Raw genomic sequence first — 18,148 nt, forward strand, 5'->3', positions numbered from 1 at the left:
GGTTCGCGACCGCCGGATGACGGCAACACGCCGCGCAATACATCCGTCCGCGCTACGAGAAACGCTTCCCCTCCCCGCATCGCGACAAGTCCCACATCGGTATATCGAAATGCACATTTCGATATAGCTTCCGTCGACATCCCTCCTTCGAAAATCTCCCCTGCAGCCCTGCCACAAGGGTATCTCCCCGCTTTCGCCAGGGTCATTACGCAAAAAAATTTTGCTTTCGATGCAATTTAGATATATCGTAAACATGTCTCAACTACATCGATAGGGAGTCGCATCATGCGTGGATCACGTGGCGATTTCATGGGCCGAGGCCCGCTGGACCTGGACAGCATGGATTTTGGCGACGAACGGCGCGGTACGCGCCATGGACGGCGCGGCGGTGGCGACGGCTATGGTGACGGCCGCGGCGACGAAGCCCGCGCAGAGCGCGGCGAACGAGGTGGTCGAGGCGGACGCGGTGGCGGCCGCCTTTTCAGTCATGGCGGCCTGCGACTCGTGCTGCTGCATCTGATTGCGCAACAACCGCGTCACGGCTACGAACTCATCAAAGCCATCGAAGAGAGCGTGAATGGAACGTACAGCCCCAGCGCCGGCGTGATCTACCCGACGCTCACGCTGCTAGAGGAAATGGGCTACATCCGTGTGCAGGAAAGCACGGGCGACAGCCAGCGCAAGTCTTACGAAATCACCGACACCGGCCGCGAATATCTGGCGCAGAACGAAGACTCGGTCACGGAACTGCTCGCACGGCTCGCAGCGCGCCGCGAGCGTTCGGAAGACATGCCGCCGCAGGTCATGCGCGCGCTGCACAACTTCAAATATGCCGTGCATTTGCGTCTGGGCGGCGAGCCGCTCACGACCGAACAAGCCAACGCGTTCGCCGCGATTCTCGACGCGGCCGCACAACAACTGGAGCGACTCTGATGCCAAACACCGCTGCACCGAACGCCGTCCCCGACCGCACGCCGCAACGTGTGCGCCACGAACTTCGCATGCGCCTGCTCGAAGTGCGCAGCGTCGAATCGCTCACGCCGCACATGCTGCGCGTGACGCTGGGCGGCAACGACCTCGAGGGTTTCACCAGCCCCGGCTTCGACGACCACGTCAAACTGTTCTTCCCCAACCCCGAGACCGGCGAACTGGCCCTCCCGACGATCGGTGCCGAGGGCGTGGCCAAACCAGCCCCCGGCGACGCGCCGCGCCTGATGCGCGATTACACGCCGCGACAATACGATGCGGCGTCGAAAACGCTCGTGATCGATTTCGCGATGCATGACTCCGGCCCCGCCACGCAGTGGGCCCGCTCGGCCAAACCGGGCGATCGCATCGGCGTAGGCGGACCGCGCGGCTCCTTCGTCATCCCGATGAACTTCGACGGCTACGTGCTCATCGGCGACGACACGGCGTTGCCGGCAATGGCACGGCGTCTGGCTGAACTGCCCGCCGGCGCGCTGGCATTCGTCTTCGCCGAAGTCGATAGTCCGGCCGACCGCCTGCGCTTCGCAAGCCAGGCCGATGTCGTGGTGGAGTGGATCTACCGCGAAGGCAAACCGGCGGGCGAAAGCACGGCTCTGATCGACGCGCTTCAGGTCGCCTCGTTCCCCGATGGCGATGTCCATGTCTGGGTGGCCGCCGAGGCCGGCGTGGCCAAAGCCGTGCGCCGCCATCTTGTCGACACACGCGGGCTCAATCCGAAATGGGTAAAGGCCGCAGCCTATTGGCGACGTGGCGACGCCGCCGTCCACGAAAATCTCGACGATTGAGGACGAGGCAGCGCGTGTATGCTTTCTACCCCCCGCTCAAGAAAGAACGCTTAATACGTATGGATACGCCGCTGCTGCCCGACACGAACCTGTTTGCCGGCCTACCGTCGCCCCCCGATCCGACGACAGGCGAGCAATTCGACACCCTGATCGCCCGGCCGGGCATGCGGGTCGAGCGCATTGTCTCGACCGGTCAGGCATCACCCGAGGGCTTCTGGTACGACCAGGCGCAGCATGAGTGGGTGGTGTTGCTCGCCGGCAGCGCGGGCCTGGTTTTCGCCGACACGCCTGACCAGACGCTCGTGCTGGGCCCGGGCGACGCCGTCGACATTGCCGGCCACCGGCGTCATCGCGTGGCATGGACGGCACAGGGCGAAACCACCGTCTGGCTGGCGATTCACTACGATTGACGGCCTGCGTCCATCCCCCTTTGGAGAAATTCCCTGCCGTATTTCGGAATTGCCTGATAGAAATAGCAGGAACAAATTCCGACTATGAAAACGCGCCCGGGGATGTCGAATCTCGGCACCCGGAGGGCGGTTCACCCAAGGGGGTACGACGACATGGAGCAACGCAAACGACACGACGGCTTCGAGCGTTGGGCAGCGGGCGCGACGGCGCGTCAGGCTGGGCGGGACGATGCCCGCTGGCGCGTGTTTCGCGCACCGGAGCAGGCAGACTTTCACGGGTTCGTCGTCTGGTGTTACACGCAGGGCGTGTTTCTCGGTCAGGAGTTTGACCGGCGTACCGACACCATCACGCATTGCTACGTGCGTAACGGTGCCTGGGCCGTGCAATTCGATTCGTATGGGGAAGCATGTGAGCGCGCGTTCGACATTCACACACCGACCCTGATTCTGTACGCACCGGAGCGCAACGGCAGCGTTTTCATCACCAGCACTGAGCAGTAAGCGGCACGTCACACCGACGTCTGCCGAAACAAGATGGCGCCGGCCGGCAATCGCTGGCCGGTGCTTTTTTTGGATTGTCGGTCGCCGGGCGGCGACGGCAAACGTTCGCGCCGGACGAACCGGATCAGGCGTAGTTGCGGATGTCGTCGATTTCGGTCTGGCCGAAATCGTCGCGCTCGGTCAGCGCCAGAATGCGACGGGCGACGTCTTCCGGCGAGGAGAGCTTGCCGGTGGCCTTGAGATCCTGAAAACGTGCCAACGCAGGAAAACTCTCGACGCTGCTGCTGCGAATCGTCTCCTGCATGCCGGTATCGACCACGCCGGGCGCCAGCGACACGGCCTGCACCCCATGGTCGCGATGCTCCGCGTTCACCACCCGCGTATACATATCCAGCGCTGCCTTGGTCGAGCAGTAGACGGCCCAGCCGGCATTCGGATTTCGGCCGGCGCCCGACGAGATGTTCACAATCTGCCGTTTGGCGTTCAGCCCCTGCGTGGCGGTGAGAAAGCGGGCCGTGAGGAGCATGACGGACGTCACGTTCAGCGCGAATGCCGCACCGATGGCGCCCGGATCCGTCAGGGCCGCGCTGTTGGCGACCGGATTGACCGTGCCCGCGTTATTGATCAGCAGATAGCGACCGGCATCGCGCGGCAACGCGGCGAAGATGCGCTCGGCAACCTGAGCGGCAGCCTGCGTGTCGGCCAGATCCACCGCGATTTGTTCGAGCGTGACGCCCTGAGCCTTCGCCAGTGCGGCGAGGTCGTCGTCCGTGCGGCGTGCCAGCGTCACGAGATGGGTGCCGGGGGCGAGCAGACCGCGGGCGAGCGACGCGCCGAGACCACGGGAGGCGCCAGTCAGAATGGCAATCGTTTGGGACATTGGGAGATGTGCGGTCGGAAAACGCCGCAAAAAGAGGCCATCGGGACCGTCATTATCCGCGCAACGTCCTGAGATCGCTATCCCGACTCATTGTCGTTTTTCCAGCCGAACCGGGCGCGAGCGTTGGTGCAGGCGGCTGCCGGTGCGGCAAAACGACACCTGGGACCTCCAAAGCGAAATGGAGTATTGCGGAATATAATCGCGCACTTGGTGCGCTGATAACCTAAGGTAGTAAAAACGTATTTGGCGAGACCCTCGAAACGTTCAGGACACCGGTACGGTGCAAAGTTTGTCGCCCGTCAATGGCCCGAATCGTCAAGGTTGTCGCGGTAGGTACAGAGCCCTTGGGTGCACTGCACATTACCGCCTTATGGGTATATATTCCCCCCTCATGGAAACGATACCGAAAATCATTTCGGCGCCTGCTGCTGCGCCGGCCACAAGCAAAACCGCACGCCCGGCGCCACCGCGCCCGCGTCAATACGATGCCCGGCTTGCGCGCTGGATGGTCACGCCGCTGGTCAATACCCGGGTGAGTCCGAACCACCTCACGACGCTTCGCCTGATCGTCGGGCTGGCCTGCACCTGGGCATTTGCACAAGGCAGCTATGCCATGGCCAATGTGGGCGCCTTGCTGCTCGTGCTGTCGAACTTCATCGACCACACGGACGGCGAACTGGCGCGCATCAGCGGCAAGACGAGCCGCATCGGCCACCTGTACGACCTCGCCTCGGACGCTCTCGTGACCGTGCTGCTGTTCGGCGGCATCGGCATGGGCGTGGCGGCGGCGTCCCCCGATCACTACCCGCTGCCTGTGCCCCTGTCGGCCTTCACACTCGGCTGGATCGCCGGGATTGCGGTGGCCCTGATCTTCTTCCTGCGCATGCGCATTGAAGACCGTGTCGGCAAGGTCGGCACGAAGCAAGCGTCGGTCGGTGGCTTCGAAACGGAAGACGTGCTCTACCTGATGCCGCTCGTCACGTTGTTCGACGGCACGCGTGGTTTCCTGATCGCCGCCGCCATCGGCGCGCCGATCTTTGCGTTGCTCGTGATCGCCGACTACGTGCGCGTCATGCGCCGCCCGTTGCCGGTCGAGACCGAAAAGGCCGCCAACGTAGCCGATGACGACTCGACAGCACCGCTTACGCCGATGACGCCGATGACGCCTGCGGCATTCGCGGCAGATGCGGAAATCGAGCGCGCGCTGGACACCGTCGACTTCGACACTGTCACCCGCGAATTCAAATCGCAGGACGCCTTCATCTATCTTGAGAAGTTCCTGCCGGCGACGGTGACGGAACAATTGATCGCAGCGGCGCGTTCGGTCACACCGAACGTGAACCGGAACTACCTTCCCGGTCACAAGCAGGGCGGCAGCGTTAGCCGCCACACGCTCGACGAGCTGGCGCCGTTCGTGGCCGAGTTGTACCGCTCGCCCGCCCTGATGCGCTTTCTGGAGCGTCTGGCCGGCGAGAAGCTGCTGCCTTCGCCGCAGGACGACCCGCATGCGTATGCGCTGTATTACTACACGCGTCCGGGCGATCACATCGGCTGGCACTACGACACCTCGTACTACAAGGGCCGCCGCTACACGCTGCTGCTTGGCGTGGTGGACCAATCGAGTTGCAAGCTGGAATACCGACTGCACACCCGTAATCCCGGCGTGCCGCAAGTCGATGGCGCCGTGGCGTACCCGCCCGGCGCACTGGTGTTTTTCGACGGGGACAAACTGCATCACCGGATCACGCCGCTCGGCGACAACGAGGAGCGAATCTCGCTCACGTTCGAGTATGTGACCGACCCGCGCATGGGCTCATGGCAGCGCTTCATCTCGAACATGAAAGACGCCATCGCCTACTTCGGTTTCCGCCAGGTGTTTCGTCAGTTACTGGGACGGACGAAACGCTAAATGAACCGGACTGCCATCGTATCTCTCACCCTCGGTTTCGCCCTTTTCGTCGCCCTGCTGATCTGGCAGGGCACGGGATCGGTGATGTCCACGCTGGCGATCGCCGGCTGGGGACTCCTGCCCATCGCCGCCTTCCATCTCGTGCCGCTGGTGCTCGACGCCGCCGCCATTCAGGTGCTGGTGGCGAAATCCTGCTCGCTGCGCCGCGCCACCCTCACGCGCTGGGTCGGAGAGTCGGTCAACAGCCTGCTGCCGGCCGGTCAGATCGGCGGGCCGATCGCGATGGTGCGTCAAATGAAGCAACGCGGATTGGCCGGTCGCGAAGCCGCAGCGGCCATCACCGTCAGCACGACACTGCAAGCCGTGGCGCAAATCGTCTTTGCGCTGCTGGGGCTGGCCATCTTCGGCATCAGCGCCACGCAAAGCACAACCGACAGTCTGTGGCTGCCAATGCTGCTCGCCACTGCGCTGGTCTCCGCCCTGCTCTACGCGTTCTATGTCGCGCAACGGCGTGGCATCTTCGGCTGGGCATTCCGTATGCTCTCGAAGATGTCGTCCAAGCGCGACTGGTCGTCGCTGCTCGACCGCGCCGACGCCGTCGACGACATCGTGCAACGCATGTACGGCCAACGCCGTCAGGTGCTCGGGAGCTTTTTGCTCAGCCTGGTCGGCTGGATCGTCGGGACCGTGGAAGTCTGGCTGATCCTGCAATTCATCGGCCATCCGGTGAGCTGGGTCGACGCGATGCTGCTCGAAAGTCTCGGACAGGCAATTCGCGGCGCGGCGTTCTTCGTGCCGGGCTCGCTCGGCGTGCAGGAAGGCGGCTATCTGCTGCTCGCCCCGCTCGTGGGCCTGCCGGCGGACGCCGCGCTGGCCCTCTCGCTGGCCAAGCGCACGCGCGAGCTGTTGCTCGGTGTGCCAGGCCTCGTCTATCTGCATTTCTCCGAACGTGGCTGGCGCCGCCAGCGTGCCTCGCAACAAAGCGTGCCGCTGCCTGCTGCCACGGATTCTGCACCGCTCTAAAGAAGGATACTCATCATGCGGGCCATCATTCTCGCAGCAGGCATGGGCCTGCGTTTGCTCCAGCCCGAAGACAAGCAGTCGCCCAAGTGCCTGCTGCCGTTCGACGGCATGTCGCTGCTAGAGCGCCATCTGCGCATGCTCGCGGCGGCCGGGATTACCGACGTCGTGCTGGCGCTCGGTTTCCATCACGAGCAAGTGAGCGAAGCGCTCGACCGTCTGGACTGGACGCCGCGCCCGCAAATCCGCCTCAACCCCGACTTCCATCTCGGCAGCGTGCTGACGCTGCATACCGCCGCCGACGCGATGACCGCTGGCGGCGATGTGCTCGTGATGGATGCCGACGTGCTCTACGACCAACGCATCTTCAATGCACTCGTTGCAGGCAAGACGGCCAACCGTCTGCTGATCGACCGCGATTTCGAAGTGGGCGACGAGCCGGTCAAGCTGTGCCTGCGCGATGGCGTGCCGGTCGAGCTGCGCAAACAGGTCATGGTCGGCCTCGAGTACGACACGGTGGGCGAATCGGTCGGCTTCTTCCGCTTCAACGAAGCCACGGCCACGCGTCTCGCGGAAATCACGCGCGATTACGTCGAATCGGGCCGCGCCAAGATGCCGCACGAGGAAGCGGTGCGCGATCTGCTGCTTGAGCGCGGCGCGCAATTCGAAACCGCCGACGTCACGGGCTTCCCGTGGATCGAAATCGACTACCCTGAAGATGTGAAGCGCGCCGCCGAACAGGTGCTGCCGCAACTCGAACCGCTCACGATGGTGTCCGAATGAACGCTCCCGACGCTTTCACCCTCCCGCCGACGGCCACACGCGCGTCGCAACTGCGCGCCATGCTGCGCAGCAATCAGCTCGAATTCCTGATGGAAGCCCATAACGGCCTGTCCGCACGTATCGTGCGCGAGGCGGGTTTCAAGGGAATCTGGGCATCGGGCCTTGCCATCTCGGCACAGTTCGGTGTGCGCGACAACAATGAAGCCAGTTGGACGCAAGTCGTCGACAACCTCGAATTCATGGCCGACGCCAGCGACCTGCCGATTCTGCTCGACGGCGACACCGGCTACGGCAACTTCAACAACATGCGACGCCTCGTGCGCAAGCTCGAGCAGCGTGGCGTGGCCGGCGTGTGTATCGAAGACAAGGTCTTCCCGAAGACCAACAGCTTCATCGGCGGCGAGCGCCAACCGCTTGCCGACATCGACGAGTTCTGCGGCAAGATCAAGGCCGGCAAGGACTCGCAGGCCGACGACGATTTCTCGATCGTGGCGCGTGTCGAAGCGCTGATCGCCGGCTGGGGCATGGAAGAAGCCCTGCGCCGTGCCGAGGCTTACCGTCAGGCCGGCGCCGACGCGATCCTGATCCACAGCAAACTCAAGCGTGCCGACGAAATCGTGCAATTCGCCCGCGAGTGGGATAACCGCTGCCCGCTGGTGATCGTGCCGACGAAGTACTACAGCACGCCGACCGATGTGTTCCGCGAAGCGGGCATCAGCGTCGTGATCTGGGCGAACCACCTGATTCGCGCAGCAACGTCGGCCATGCAGGCCGTGGCCGCCGAGATCCACCGCAGCGAGACGCTCATCAACGTCGAAGACCGTATCGCGACCGTCGACGAGATCTTCCGCCTGCAAGATGCCGACGAATACACCGAAGCGGAAGACCGATACCTGTCGGCAGCGAACGCACCGCGCTCGGCCATCGTGCTGGCCGCCAGCCGTGGCAAGAACCTCGAGAGCGTGACGACCGACCGGCCGAAGGTGATGTTGCCGGTGGCTGGCAAGCCGTTGCTGCGCTGGCTGGTTGACGGCTTCAAGAAGCAGAGCGTCAACGACATCACGGTCGTGGGCGGCTATCGTGCCGATGCCATCGACACTGCCGGCATTACCCTCGCCGTGAACGAGCGTCACGCCGAAACCGGCGAACTCGCCTCGCTTGCCCGGGTGGCCAACGCCTTCACGCACGACACCGTCATCTCCTACGGCGACCTGCTGTTCCGCAGCTACATCGTGCGCGATCTGGTCGAGAGCGATGCCGACTTCACGGTCGTCGTCGACTCGACGGCCGCCACCACGGCCAATGCCGCCAACGCCAGCGTGCGCGACTTCGCGTACTGCTCGGCCGGCGACGACCGTGGCCTGTTCGGCCAGCAAGTGCTGCTCGAGAAGATCAGCGGCAACGCCGAGGACGCCGGACGCACGCCCAATGGCCGCTGGATCGGCCTGCTGGGGGTGCGTGGCGAAGACGGCCGCGCGCAACTGCAACGCGTCTTCGCGGCATTGCAGGCTCGCCCGGACTTCGATCAACTCGGCATGCCCGAACTGATCAACGCGCTGGCCGCCGATGGCGCCAGGATCGAAGTGCAATACGTGCATGGACACTGGCGCGGTGTCAACGACATGGAAGAATTCCGCCGCGCGACCGACTTCGCCCATGGTCAGACGCCGTTCAGCGGCGCCGCCCCGGAGGCGCAAGGTGATTGAGGCCGGACAGTTCGTCGAAGCCGCACGCAAACACGGCTTCACCTGGTACACCGGCGTGCCGTGTTCGTTTCTCACGCCGTTTATCAACTACGTATTGCAGGACCCCTCGCTGCATTACCTGTCAGCGGCCAACGAAGGCGACGCCGTCGCGATCGCTGCCGGGGCAACGCTGGGAGAAGGCCGCGGCGCACGCTCGGTCACGATGATGCAGAACTCGGGCCTCGGCAACGCCGTCAGCCCGCTCACGTCGCTCACGTGGACCTTCCGTCTGCCGCAACTGCTGATCGTGACGTGGCGTGGCCAGCCGGGGATTACCGACGAACCGCAACATGCGCTCATGGGCCCGATCACGCCGGCCATGCTCGATCTGATGGAGGTGCCCTGGGAGTTGTTCCCGACGCAGCCCGAGGCGATTGCCCCGGCGCTGGAGCGCGCGGTCCGTCATATGGATGAGACCGGCCGCCCCTACGCGCTCGTGATGCAAAAGGGCAGCGTAGCGCCCTACCCGCTACAGCCGGTCGAGCGCCCCGCGCGCCCGGCACAGCCCGCACCGGTATCGCTGGTGAAGGGCGTCGCCCCGTCCGAGATGCCTACGCGTCGCGACGCGCTGGAGCGTGTCATCGCCCACACACCGCTCGAAGGCACGGTCGTGCTGGCGTCGACCGGCTTCTGCGGCCGCGAGCTGTACGCACTCGACGACCGCGCCAACCAGTTGTACATGGTCGGCTCGATGGGCTGCGTGACCACCTTGGCGCTGGGCCTCGCGCTGGCGCGTCCCGACCTGCGCGTGGTCGCGCTCGATGGCGACGGTGCCGCGCTCATGCGCATGGGCGCCTTTGCCACGCTCGGCGCTTACGGCCCGTCCAATCTCGTGCACCTGCTGCTCGACAATGCGTCGCACGACTCGACCGGCGCTCAGGCGACGGTGTCGCCGACGGTGTCGTTTGCGGGCATTGCGGCCGCCAGCGGCTACGCGCTTGCGCTCGAAGGCGACACGCTCGACGTCATCGAACAATTGTTCGACAGCCGCACGGTCAGCCTGAACGAAGGTCCGCGATTTGCCTGCCTGACGACGCGTCCGGGCACGCCCGACGGGCTGCCGCGCCCGAAGGTCACGCCGGAAGCCGTGAAGGCTCGCCTGATGGACCACATTGCACCACGCGCTCGGGCGTAAGCCTGAGCGTCCCCCAATTCACAAAATCTGCCGAGGAAGCTTCGCCATGCTGTTACTGAATCCGGGCCCCGTTACCCTGACCGAGCGCGTCCGCAAGAGCCTCCTGCAACCCGATCTGTGCCACCGCGAGCCCGAATTCTTCGACCTGCAGGATGAAGCCCGCACCCGCCTCACGGCGGTCTATGGTCTCGACCCGGCCGTGTGGACGCCAGTGCTGATGACCGGCTCGGGCACCGCAGCCGTCGAGAGCATGACCGCAGGTCTCGTGCCGGAAGGCGGCCGGCTGCTGATCGTCGAGAACGGGGTGTATGGCGAGCGCATCTCGCAGATCGCCAAGCAATACCGTATCGACCACGACGTCATTCATTTCGAATGGATGCAAGCGCCCGATCTCGCGCAGATCGTGGACAAGCTCGACACGGCGGGGGATCGTCCGTACACGAATGTGGCGATCATTCACCACGAGACGACGACGGGCCGCCTGAACGATCTGGGCGGTATCGCCGCCGCTTGCCGCGAGCGTGGCATCGGTCTGTTGGTCGACGGCGTGAGCAGCTTTGCCGCCGAAGCCATCGATTTCAACGATTCGGGCATCGTGGCCGTTGCCGCCACCGCGAACAAGTGCGTGCACGGCGTGCCGGGCGTGTCGTTCGTGATGGTGCGCAAGGACGCCCTTGCCAAGGCCGCCAGCCGCACGTACTACCTCGACATTGCGCGCCTCGCCAAACTTCAGGCCGAACGCAATACGCCGTTCACGCCGTCCGTACATGCGTACTACGCGCTGGTCGAAGCGCTGCGCGAACTCGACGACGCCGGCGGCTGGCAAAAGCGCCATGCGCATTACGGCGCACTCGCCGAGCAGGCGCGCGCCGGTCTCGCGGCGCTGGGCATCGATAGCGCATTGCGGGCGAGCGAGTCATCGGTGGTGTTGCGGGCCTACAAGTTGCCCGCCGGTGTCGACTATGCGCGCCTGCACGACTGGCTCAAGGCCGACGGCTTCGTGATCTACGCGGGACAAGGCGGCTTGTCCAAGGAACTGTTCCGCATCTCGACGATGGGCAATCTCACGGCTGCCGACATCGATCGCCTGCTGGCTTCCTTCGCCAGACTGGTGAAGTGAGCGCGGGGACGGACGTTCAGCCATGACCGATTTGCTAGCCAGCATCCCATCCCCAACCGAGCTGCGCGCGCTCTCGCGCGCCGACTTGCATCGTCTGGCGGACGAACTGCGTGCCTGCGTGCTCGACAGCGTCTCGCGCACCGGCGGCCACCTCTCGTCGAATCTGGGCACCGTCGAGTTGACGATCGCACTGCACTACGTCTTCGACACGCCCAATGACCGCATCGTGTGGGACGTGGGCCATCAGACGTATCCGCACAAGATCCTCACGGGCCGCCGCGGCGCCATGCCGAGCCTTCGGCAATGGCAGGGCCTGTCGGGTTTTCCGAAGCGCGACGAATCGCCCTACGACACGTTCGGCACGGCGCATTCGAGCACGTCGATTTCGGCTGCACTCGGCATGGCGCTCGCCAGCAAGGTCAAAGGCGAGAAGCGACACGCGATTGCCGTGATCGGCGACGGTGCGATGACTGCCGGTGAGGCATTCGAAGCACTGAACAATGCCGGCGTCTACGACGACCTGCCGTTTCTCGTTGTGCTCAACGACAACGACATGTCGATCTCGCCGCCGGTTGGCGCGCTCAATCAATACCTCACGCGCCTCATGTCCGGGCAGTTCTATTCGGCCGGCAAGGAGAGCGTGCGTCATCTATTGCGCAATGCCCCCGCGCCGATGCGCGAACTGGCGCACAAGCTCGAAGAACACGCCAAGGCCATCGTCTCCCCCACGGGCACGATGTTCGAGGAGTTCGGCTTCAACTATCTCGGTCCCATCGACGGTCACGATCTCGACGCGCTCATTCCCGCGCTCGAGAACATCAAGGCGCTCAAGGGCCCGCAGTTCCTGCACGTCGTGACGCGCAAAGGCCGTGGCTACAAGCTCGCCGAAGCCGATCCGGTGCTGTATCACGGCCCGGGCAAGTTCAATCCGAGCGAAGGGATTCGTCCTGCGGCACCGGGCACGGTCTCGGCCAAAACCTATACGCAGATCTTCGGTGAGTGGTTGTGCGATGCGGCGACGGCCGACAAACGTGTCGTCGGCATCACGCCGGCAATGCGTGAGGGTTCCGGGCTCGTGGAATTCGAGAAACGCTTCCCTGAACGGTATTACGACGTCGGTATCGCCGAGCAGCATGCGGTGACATTTGCAGGCGGATTGGCGACCGAGGGGCTCAAGCCCGTGGTGGCGATCTACTCCACGTTCCTGCAACGCGCCTACGATCAGGTGATTCACGACGTAGCACTGCAAAACCTGCCGGTCGTGTTCGCGATCGATCGGGGCGGTCTCGTCGGCGCCGACGGCGCAACGCATGCAGGGGCCTACGACATGGCGTACCTGCGCTGCATTCCGAACATGGTCGTCATGGCGCCGGCCGATGAAAACGAATGCCGTCAGATGTTGCAGACCGCGCTCGGTATCGAGGGTCCCAGCGCAGTCCGTTACCCGCGCGGCACCGGGCCGGGCGTGAACACCGAGACCGGCCTGTCGACGCTGCCTGTGGGCCGCGCGCAGGTGCGTCGCGAGAGCGCTGCCCCGGCGGGCCGCCGCGTGGCGATTCTCGCATTCGGTTCGATGGTGGCACTAGGCGAGCAGGTCGCCGGCGAGTTCGATGCGAGCGTGGTCAACATGCGCTTCGTCAAACCGCTCGACGAGGCCACGCTGCTCGACATGGCACGCACGCACGACCTCGTCGTCACGCTTGAAGAGGGCTCGGTGATGGGCGGCGCGGGCACCGCCTGTGTCGAAGTGCTCAATGCCCATGGCGTACTGGTGCCGGTGCTGCAACTGGGATTGCCCGACACGTACATCGATCAGGGCACGCCGGCGCAGCAACTCGCGTCCGTCGGACTCGATGCACAGGGCATCGCCGCATCGATTCGTCGCGCACTGGCCGAGCGTCTTGGCGGCAAGGTGGAGGCAGTGCCCTCCCCCACCTGAGCGTCGTTTCAGCGCGTTCAGCACGAAAAACGGCACCTTTCGGTGCCGTTTTTCATTGCCTCGACGGCATCGAACCGTCGTCGTCAATCCGCCGCCATTACGTCGACGGCGCATCCTTCTCGCGCGGCTTGCCCATGAGCACCGGCTGGAAGAACACCGCCCCGATCAACGTGCACACGAGCGAGAGCGCCAACAGCTTGCCCATGCTCGACGTGCCGGGGTGGTGCGACAGCCACAAGCTCCCGAAGGCGATGCCCGTCGTTGCTGCGGAGAGCACGATGGCCTGCGTCAGACTCGACGCAAGCAATTGCGTCTTCCCCTCGCGCCAGGCGATCACGTAATAGATCTTGAACGCTACGCCGACACCGAGCAGCAATGGCAGCGCGATGATGTTCGCAAAGTTCAGCGGCAAGCCGATCAGCACCGTGATTTCCAGCGTGACGGCCGCCGAGACCAGCAGCGGTACCAGGGTGCGCAGCACGTCGCCGAAGTTGCGCAGCGCCAGCCACAACAACACAGTGATCGAAAGCAGCGCCCAGATGCCCGCCTCGATGAAGGCGCGGATGATCGTGTCGGCCGAGCGCAGGATCGAGATCGGGCCACCCACGGCGTCTGGCGTGGTCGCCAGCACGGCGGCACTGAACTTGCGCAGCATGGCGTCGTCGCTCGGATCGGCGCCCTTCGCCACATGCGGCGAGATGTTCACGAGCGCGCGCCCGTCGGCGGCGACCCATTGCGACACGATGTCCTTGGGCAGCGATTCGCGCGTGACTTCACGCGGTTGCAGCGCATCGCGCAACTGACCGAGGGCCAGCTTCAACGGCTCGGCAATTGCGCGATCCGCACGCTCACGCGTGGCAGCGTCGGCCGCCGCGAGCTTGCGCAGGGCCGCGGCCAGACGCTGGGCCTCCTTCGCCCCTTCGCCAGGATGATCGAGCGCGGCGTCTTCCAACTGGCCCGCAGCCGTCTTCAGAGATGACACGCGAGCCGCATCAGGCACAGGCGCCAGCGGGGTTTGCGAGAGCACCGGCAGTAGCGACGCGGCCGCCGTGCCGATCTGCGCAAGTTTGGCTGGTTGCTCCGCCGGCATGAACGTGGTGAGCGTGACCACGCGACCGACTTCCGGCACAGCGCGCAACTTCGCGGCATCGGTATTGGCGGCATCGAGGTTCGGGGCGAGCAGTTGCACGTCGTTCACCCCGGCTTCCGGCGAATTGGCCAGATCCAGCAGCGTTGCCATCGATTCCGTTTTCGGGTCCTTCAGATGCAACGGGTTGAAGTCGAAGTGCAGATGCGCCAACAGCGGCAGGCCAGCGACCACGAGCGCGAGCGTGCCGTACAGGAGCGGCTTGCGGTACTTTTCGGTGAACTCGTCGACCGGGCCCAGGCTGCGAAAGCCGGGCGGGCTCGCCTCGCCTTTCGGCTTGAACACGCTGATGAGCGCGGGCAGCAGAGTGATAGCGGACGGGAAGGCCACACACAAAATGCCCACGCCCGCGATCAGACCCAGTTCGGACACCCCGCGATAATCCGTCGGCAGGAACGAGAAGAAGCTCGCCGCCGTGGCCGCTGCGGCCAGCGACAGTGGCATGGCAATCGCCTTGCCTGCGCCGGCGAGCGCACCGCGAAGCACCTCGTCACTCGTCGACTTGCCGTCGCCGTCCAGACGATGACGTTCCTCGCGATAGCGAACCCCGAACTGAATGCCGAAGTCCACGCCAATGCCCACGAACAGCACGGCGAACGCCACCGAAATCATGTTGAGAGCGCCGACCATCATCAGACCCAGCGCAAACGTGACGACCAGCCCCGCCAGCAACGTGAGGAACACGGCGAGAATCATCTTGCCCGAGCGCACCGCCAGCCACAGCACCACGAGCACGGCCAGCAGCGTGATGATGGCGTTCGGCCCGGCGTCCTCACGCACGGATGCGAACTCCTCATCGGACAGCGGACGCGGGCCCGTCAGGCGCACCGTTGCCCCATAGCGCTCTGCCAGCTTCAGATCGGCCGCGGCGTCGCGAATGCGGGTCGCGGCATTGGCGCCGGCTTCGAGCGCGGCGTAGTCCAGCACTGGCTGCACCTGCACGTAGCTGCGCGCCACGGTGTCAGGCGCCACGAGCGCGCGCCACGACATGCCCGCCGGACGTCCTGCCAGCACCGCCTCGGTTGTATCGGCTGCGTTGCCGAGCAGACGCGCCATGTCCGGCAGCTTCACCTGCCCGGTGAGCAATGGGGTCTGCAACGTGACCGAGAGCAGGTTCGACAGGCCCGCCAGGCTCGGGTCTTGCGCCAGACGGTTGAGCAGTGGCTTGGCATCCTCGAGCTTGCCGGTCAGCGACTTCACGTCGTCGAGCGACGCAAACAACAGCGCGTTGTGTGCGAAGAATTCGCCCGATCCCGGGCGGCTCACCGACCGGAACACGTCCGTCTCGGTCGAGAGCTTCTCGGCCAGTTCGGCGGCGGCCCGATCGGCGAATTCCACGGCCGGGGCCTGCACCACGGCGAGCGTGATGTCAGCCTTTTGCGGGAATGCGCGATCGATTTCACGACCACGTTCGGCAGCGGGCGTATTCGAATCGATCAGGCTCGAGATGTCAGTGTTGATCGCAAAGTGCCTGGCGACGTACACAGAACTCGCAATCACGAGCAGCAGAGAGGCGAAGATGACTGGGTACGCGTGCTTCGCCGAAAAACGGACGATGCGCACGACGAGCGAAGTCAGCATGTAGCGGTTCCGGAAGAAAGTGGAGGCCGCCCTCGCCTTCGGCCGCGTCGATCCATAAGGTCACGAAACGTTATGGATCCGATGCGCCGGGGAACCAATCGCGCAGAAAATCCGTCGATCAGCCCATGGAAAACGAGGAAACGGTGAATTTGCAAAATCGCAGCAGTATACAAGGCCGCGTGCACTACACTACGGGCCTACCCGTTTTAACCGACTAAAACCGACGAAGACGAGCTGGTATGAACAAATTTTTGGTGACGGCAACCGCTGCCGTCGCATTGAGCGGCATCGGTGGTATCTCAAGCGCCTGGGCACAGGCGAGCAGCGCCAATCCGAACGACATGGTCAAAATGGCGGTCGAGACGGTCGTCAAGGGGGCCAAGGCCGACCCGGCCGCCCGTGACGGCGACGTAAGCGCGACGGCGCGTGTCGTGGCCCGTGACTTCCTGCCTTACACCGACTTTCTCCGCACCACGCGCTATGCCGTCGGCCCGAAGGCATTCGATGCCGCCACCCCGGCCCAGCAGCAGCAGGTCTTCGAACAGTTCCAGCAGTTGCTCGTGAACACCTTTGCGCTGCAACTCTCGCAGGTCCGCGGCACACAGATCTCGTTCAAGTTCGAGCCGGCCAAGCTCACGGCGAACAGTACCGATGTCGTCGTGGGCGCATCGGTGAGCGGCACCGGCGACAATCTTTCGGTCGCCTACCGTCTGGCCAAGACCGACAAGGGCTGGAAGATCTACGACATCAACATGATGGGCGAGAACGTGGCCAACGCGTGGCTCATCCAGTTGTATCAGCCGCAGTTCAAGGCGCGCATCGCTCAGGGTGGGATCGACAGTCTGATCGCCTATCTGCGCGAGAAAAACGAGCGTTTCGGCAAATAAAATCAACGACTTACCGGAAAGTATCGTGGCTGGCACACCCTACCCGGGGCGTGCGCCGCGGTGCACCCGGCCAGCGTTCGGCCACTTGACGGCAGGATCGACGCAGATCCGTTCCAGATAAGCGTCGATTCGTCAACACTTATGCAACAGTCGCTGGCGTTTTCCCACAGGGGGTCGTCAGCAGAATTTGGCCGCGGCGGTTACAATCGCTGCTTGTCAAACGACCGGACGGCGGTCCCCCCGGGGTGTGCGCGAATTGCCATCAAAACTGGCGCCGCGCGTTCCATGAGGCCAGAGTTTCACGACTTGGACACCCGATAGCACCGCCATCCCGGCCGACCTGAGCCGGAGAGCTGAATGCAAGTCTTCCTTGCCCAACCCCGCGGGTTTTGTGCGGGTGTCATACGTGCCATCGAGATCGTGGAACGCGCCCTGGAAAAATACGGCGCCCCGGTCTACGTCCGTCATGAGATCGTCCACAACAAACATGTGGTCGATTCGCTCAAGGCGAAGGGCGCGCGCTTTATCGACGAGTTGTCCGAAGCGCCTGCGGGCGCCGTGACGATTTTCAGCGCCCATGGCGTCGCCCGTGTCGTCGAGCAGGAAGCGCAGACGCGCGGCCTGAAGGTGCTCAACGCCACCTGCCCGCTCGTCACCAAAGTGCACATTCAAGGCAAGAACTATGTCTCTGCCGGCCGAGAAGTCATTCTGATCGGTCATGCGGGCCACCCCGAAGTCGAGGGGACGATGGGCCAGATCGACGGTCCTGTGCATCTCGTGCAGACCGAGGAAGATGTCGACGCCTTGCCGCTCGCCGACAATACGCCGCTCTCCTACGTGACCCAGACCACGCTGTCGGTCGACGAGACTCGCGGTATCATTGCTGCGCTGCAACGTCGCTTCACCAATATCGTCGGTCCGAACACCAAGGACATCTGCTACGCCACGCAGAACCGCCAGACCGCTGTGCGCGAGCTGTGCGAGCGTGTGGACGTACTGCTTGTGGTCGGGGCGACGAACAGCTCGAACTCGAACCGCCTGCGCGAAATCGGCTCCGAAATGGGGCTGCCGAGTTATCTCGTGGCCGACGGCTCCGAGGTGAATCCGGAATGGGTGCGTGGTCAGGCTCGCATCGGTATCACCGCCGGGGCCTCTGCTCCCGAGCAAATGGTCGAAGACGTGATCGACGCACTGCGTCGCATCGACACCGTCGAAGTGACTCTCATGGACGGCATCGAGGAAACCATCCAGTTTCGCCTGCCGTCGGAATTGATTAAAAACGAGCCGGTCGCCGCACAACACGCGGTCGCTGGCTAACG

15 protein-coding genes and 1 pseudogene are annotated in these 18,148 nt (G+C 64.2%); 14 read left to right on the forward strand and 2 right to left on the reverse strand.

Translation table 11 applies throughout. The features are described from left to right. Window positions 1-285: 285 nt before the first annotated feature. The 4 genes from PI93_RS20385 to PI93_RS20400 all read left to right on the forward strand — a co-directional run bounded on the left by PI93_RS20385 (window position 286) and on the right by PI93_RS20400 (window position 2,683). A complete protein-coding gene (locus PI93_RS20385; RefSeq protein WP_039369942.1) occupies window positions 286-933 on the forward strand; it encodes a PadR family transcriptional regulator in 648 nt (215 codons plus the stop codon). Beyond that, complete coding sequence (locus tag PI93_RS20390) at window positions 933-1,772, forward strand: siderophore-interacting protein (RefSeq protein ID WP_039369939.1); 840 nt, start codon at window positions 933-935, stop codon at window positions 1,770-1,772. Before PI93_RS20385 ends, PI93_RS20390 begins: the two co-directional genes overlap by 1 nt. 59 nt (window positions 1,773-1,831) lie before the next feature. Then, a complete protein-coding gene (locus PI93_RS20395; RefSeq protein ID WP_039369935.1) occupies window positions 1,832-2,182 on the forward strand; it encodes a cupin domain-containing protein in 351 nt (116 codons plus the stop codon). A gap of 153 nt (window positions 2,183-2,335) precedes the next feature. Then, window positions 2,336-2,683 carry a hypothetical protein gene (locus PI93_RS20400; RefSeq protein ID WP_039369932.1) on the forward strand — a complete coding sequence of 116 codons (348 nt, stop codon included), beginning with the start codon at window positions 2,336-2,338 and terminating at the stop codon, window positions 2,681-2,683. Between the two features lie 124 nt (window positions 2,684-2,807). On the opposite strand, the gene PI93_RS20405 is transcribed toward PI93_RS20400, so the two are convergent. Further along, window positions 2,808-3,563 carry an SDR family oxidoreductase gene (locus PI93_RS20405; RefSeq protein WP_039369929.1) on the reverse strand — a complete coding sequence of 252 codons (756 nt, stop codon included), beginning with the start codon at window positions 3,561-3,563 and terminating at the stop codon, window positions 2,808-2,810. Window positions 3,564-4,068: 505 nt separating this feature from the next. On the opposite strand from PI93_RS20405, the pseudogene PI93_RS25020 reads away from it, so the two are divergent. From PI93_RS25020 to dxs, 8 genes and pseudogenes are all read left to right on the forward strand, one after another. Then, window positions 4,069-4,662 (forward strand): annotated as a pseudogene (locus PI93_RS25020) (CDP-alcohol phosphatidyltransferase family protein); the annotation flags it as partial. Between the two features lie 51 nt (window positions 4,663-4,713). Next, the gene (locus tag PI93_RS20410) at window positions 4,714-5,472 is read left to right on the forward strand and encodes a HalD/BesD family halogenase (RefSeq protein ID WP_407945371.1); all 759 of its coding nucleotides are present in this window, start codon (window positions 4,714-4,716) and stop codon (window positions 5,470-5,472) included. Next, entirely contained in the window at window positions 5,473-6,495 is a 1,023-nt protein-coding gene (locus PI93_RS20415) for a flippase-like domain-containing protein (protein WP_039369926.1), read from the forward strand. A gap of 15 nt (window positions 6,496-6,510) precedes the next feature. Then, window positions 6,511-7,275 (forward strand): phosphocholine cytidylyltransferase family protein, encoded by a 765-nt coding sequence (locus PI93_RS20420; protein WP_039369924.1) that lies wholly within the window; start codon window positions 6,511-6,513, stop codon window positions 7,273-7,275. Further along, a complete protein-coding gene (gene aepX / locus PI93_RS20425; RefSeq protein ID WP_039369921.1) occupies window positions 7,272-8,981 on the forward strand; it encodes a phosphoenolpyruvate mutase in 1,710 nt (569 codons plus the stop codon). Before PI93_RS20420 ends, aepX begins: the two co-directional genes overlap by 4 nt. Next, window positions 8,974-10,155: a phosphonopyruvate decarboxylase gene (aepY, locus tag PI93_RS20430; protein WP_039369918.1), complete on the forward strand. Its 1,182-nt coding sequence runs from the start codon at window positions 8,974-8,976 to the stop codon at window positions 10,153-10,155. The genes aepX and aepY overlap by 8 nt, the downstream gene beginning before the upstream one ends. Before the next feature lie 46 nt (window positions 10,156-10,201). Next, entirely contained in the window at window positions 10,202-11,275 is a 1,074-nt protein-coding gene (locus tag PI93_RS20435) for a 2-aminoethylphosphonate aminotransferase (protein ID WP_039369915.1), read from the forward strand. A 22-nt stretch (window positions 11,276-11,297) separates the two neighbouring features. Beyond that, the gene (gene dxs, locus PI93_RS20440) at window positions 11,298-13,214 is read left to right on the forward strand and encodes a 1-deoxy-D-xylulose-5-phosphate synthase (protein ID WP_039369912.1); all 1,917 of its coding nucleotides are present in this window, start codon (window positions 11,298-11,300) and stop codon (window positions 13,212-13,214) included. 97 nt (window positions 13,215-13,311) lie between these two features. Here the strand turns inward: dxs and hpnN are convergent, their stop codons facing one another. After that, a complete protein-coding gene (gene hpnN / locus PI93_RS20445; protein ID WP_039369909.1) occupies window positions 13,312-15,942 on the reverse strand; it encodes a hopanoid transporter HpnN in 2,631 nt (876 codons plus the stop codon). Window positions 15,943-16,181: 239 nt separating this feature from the next. Between hpnN and PI93_RS20450 the strand changes: the two genes are divergently transcribed. Then, window positions 16,182-16,829, forward strand: a complete 648-nt coding sequence (locus tag PI93_RS20450) for an MlaC/ttg2D family ABC transporter substrate-binding protein (protein WP_039369906.1) — start codon at window positions 16,182-16,184, stop codon at window positions 16,827-16,829. Between the two features lie 357 nt (window positions 16,830-17,186). Continuing rightward, complete coding sequence (gene ispH, locus PI93_RS20455) at window positions 17,187-18,146, forward strand: 4-hydroxy-3-methylbut-2-enyl diphosphate reductase (RefSeq protein WP_039369902.1); 960 nt, start codon at window positions 17,187-17,189, stop codon at window positions 18,144-18,146. Window positions 18,147-18,148: the final 2 nt, after the last annotated feature.

It is taken from the genome of Pandoraea fibrosis, from assembly GCF_000807775.2.
Classification (GTDB): domain Bacteria; phylum Pseudomonadota; class Gammaproteobacteria; order Burkholderiales; family Burkholderiaceae; genus Pandoraea; species Pandoraea fibrosis.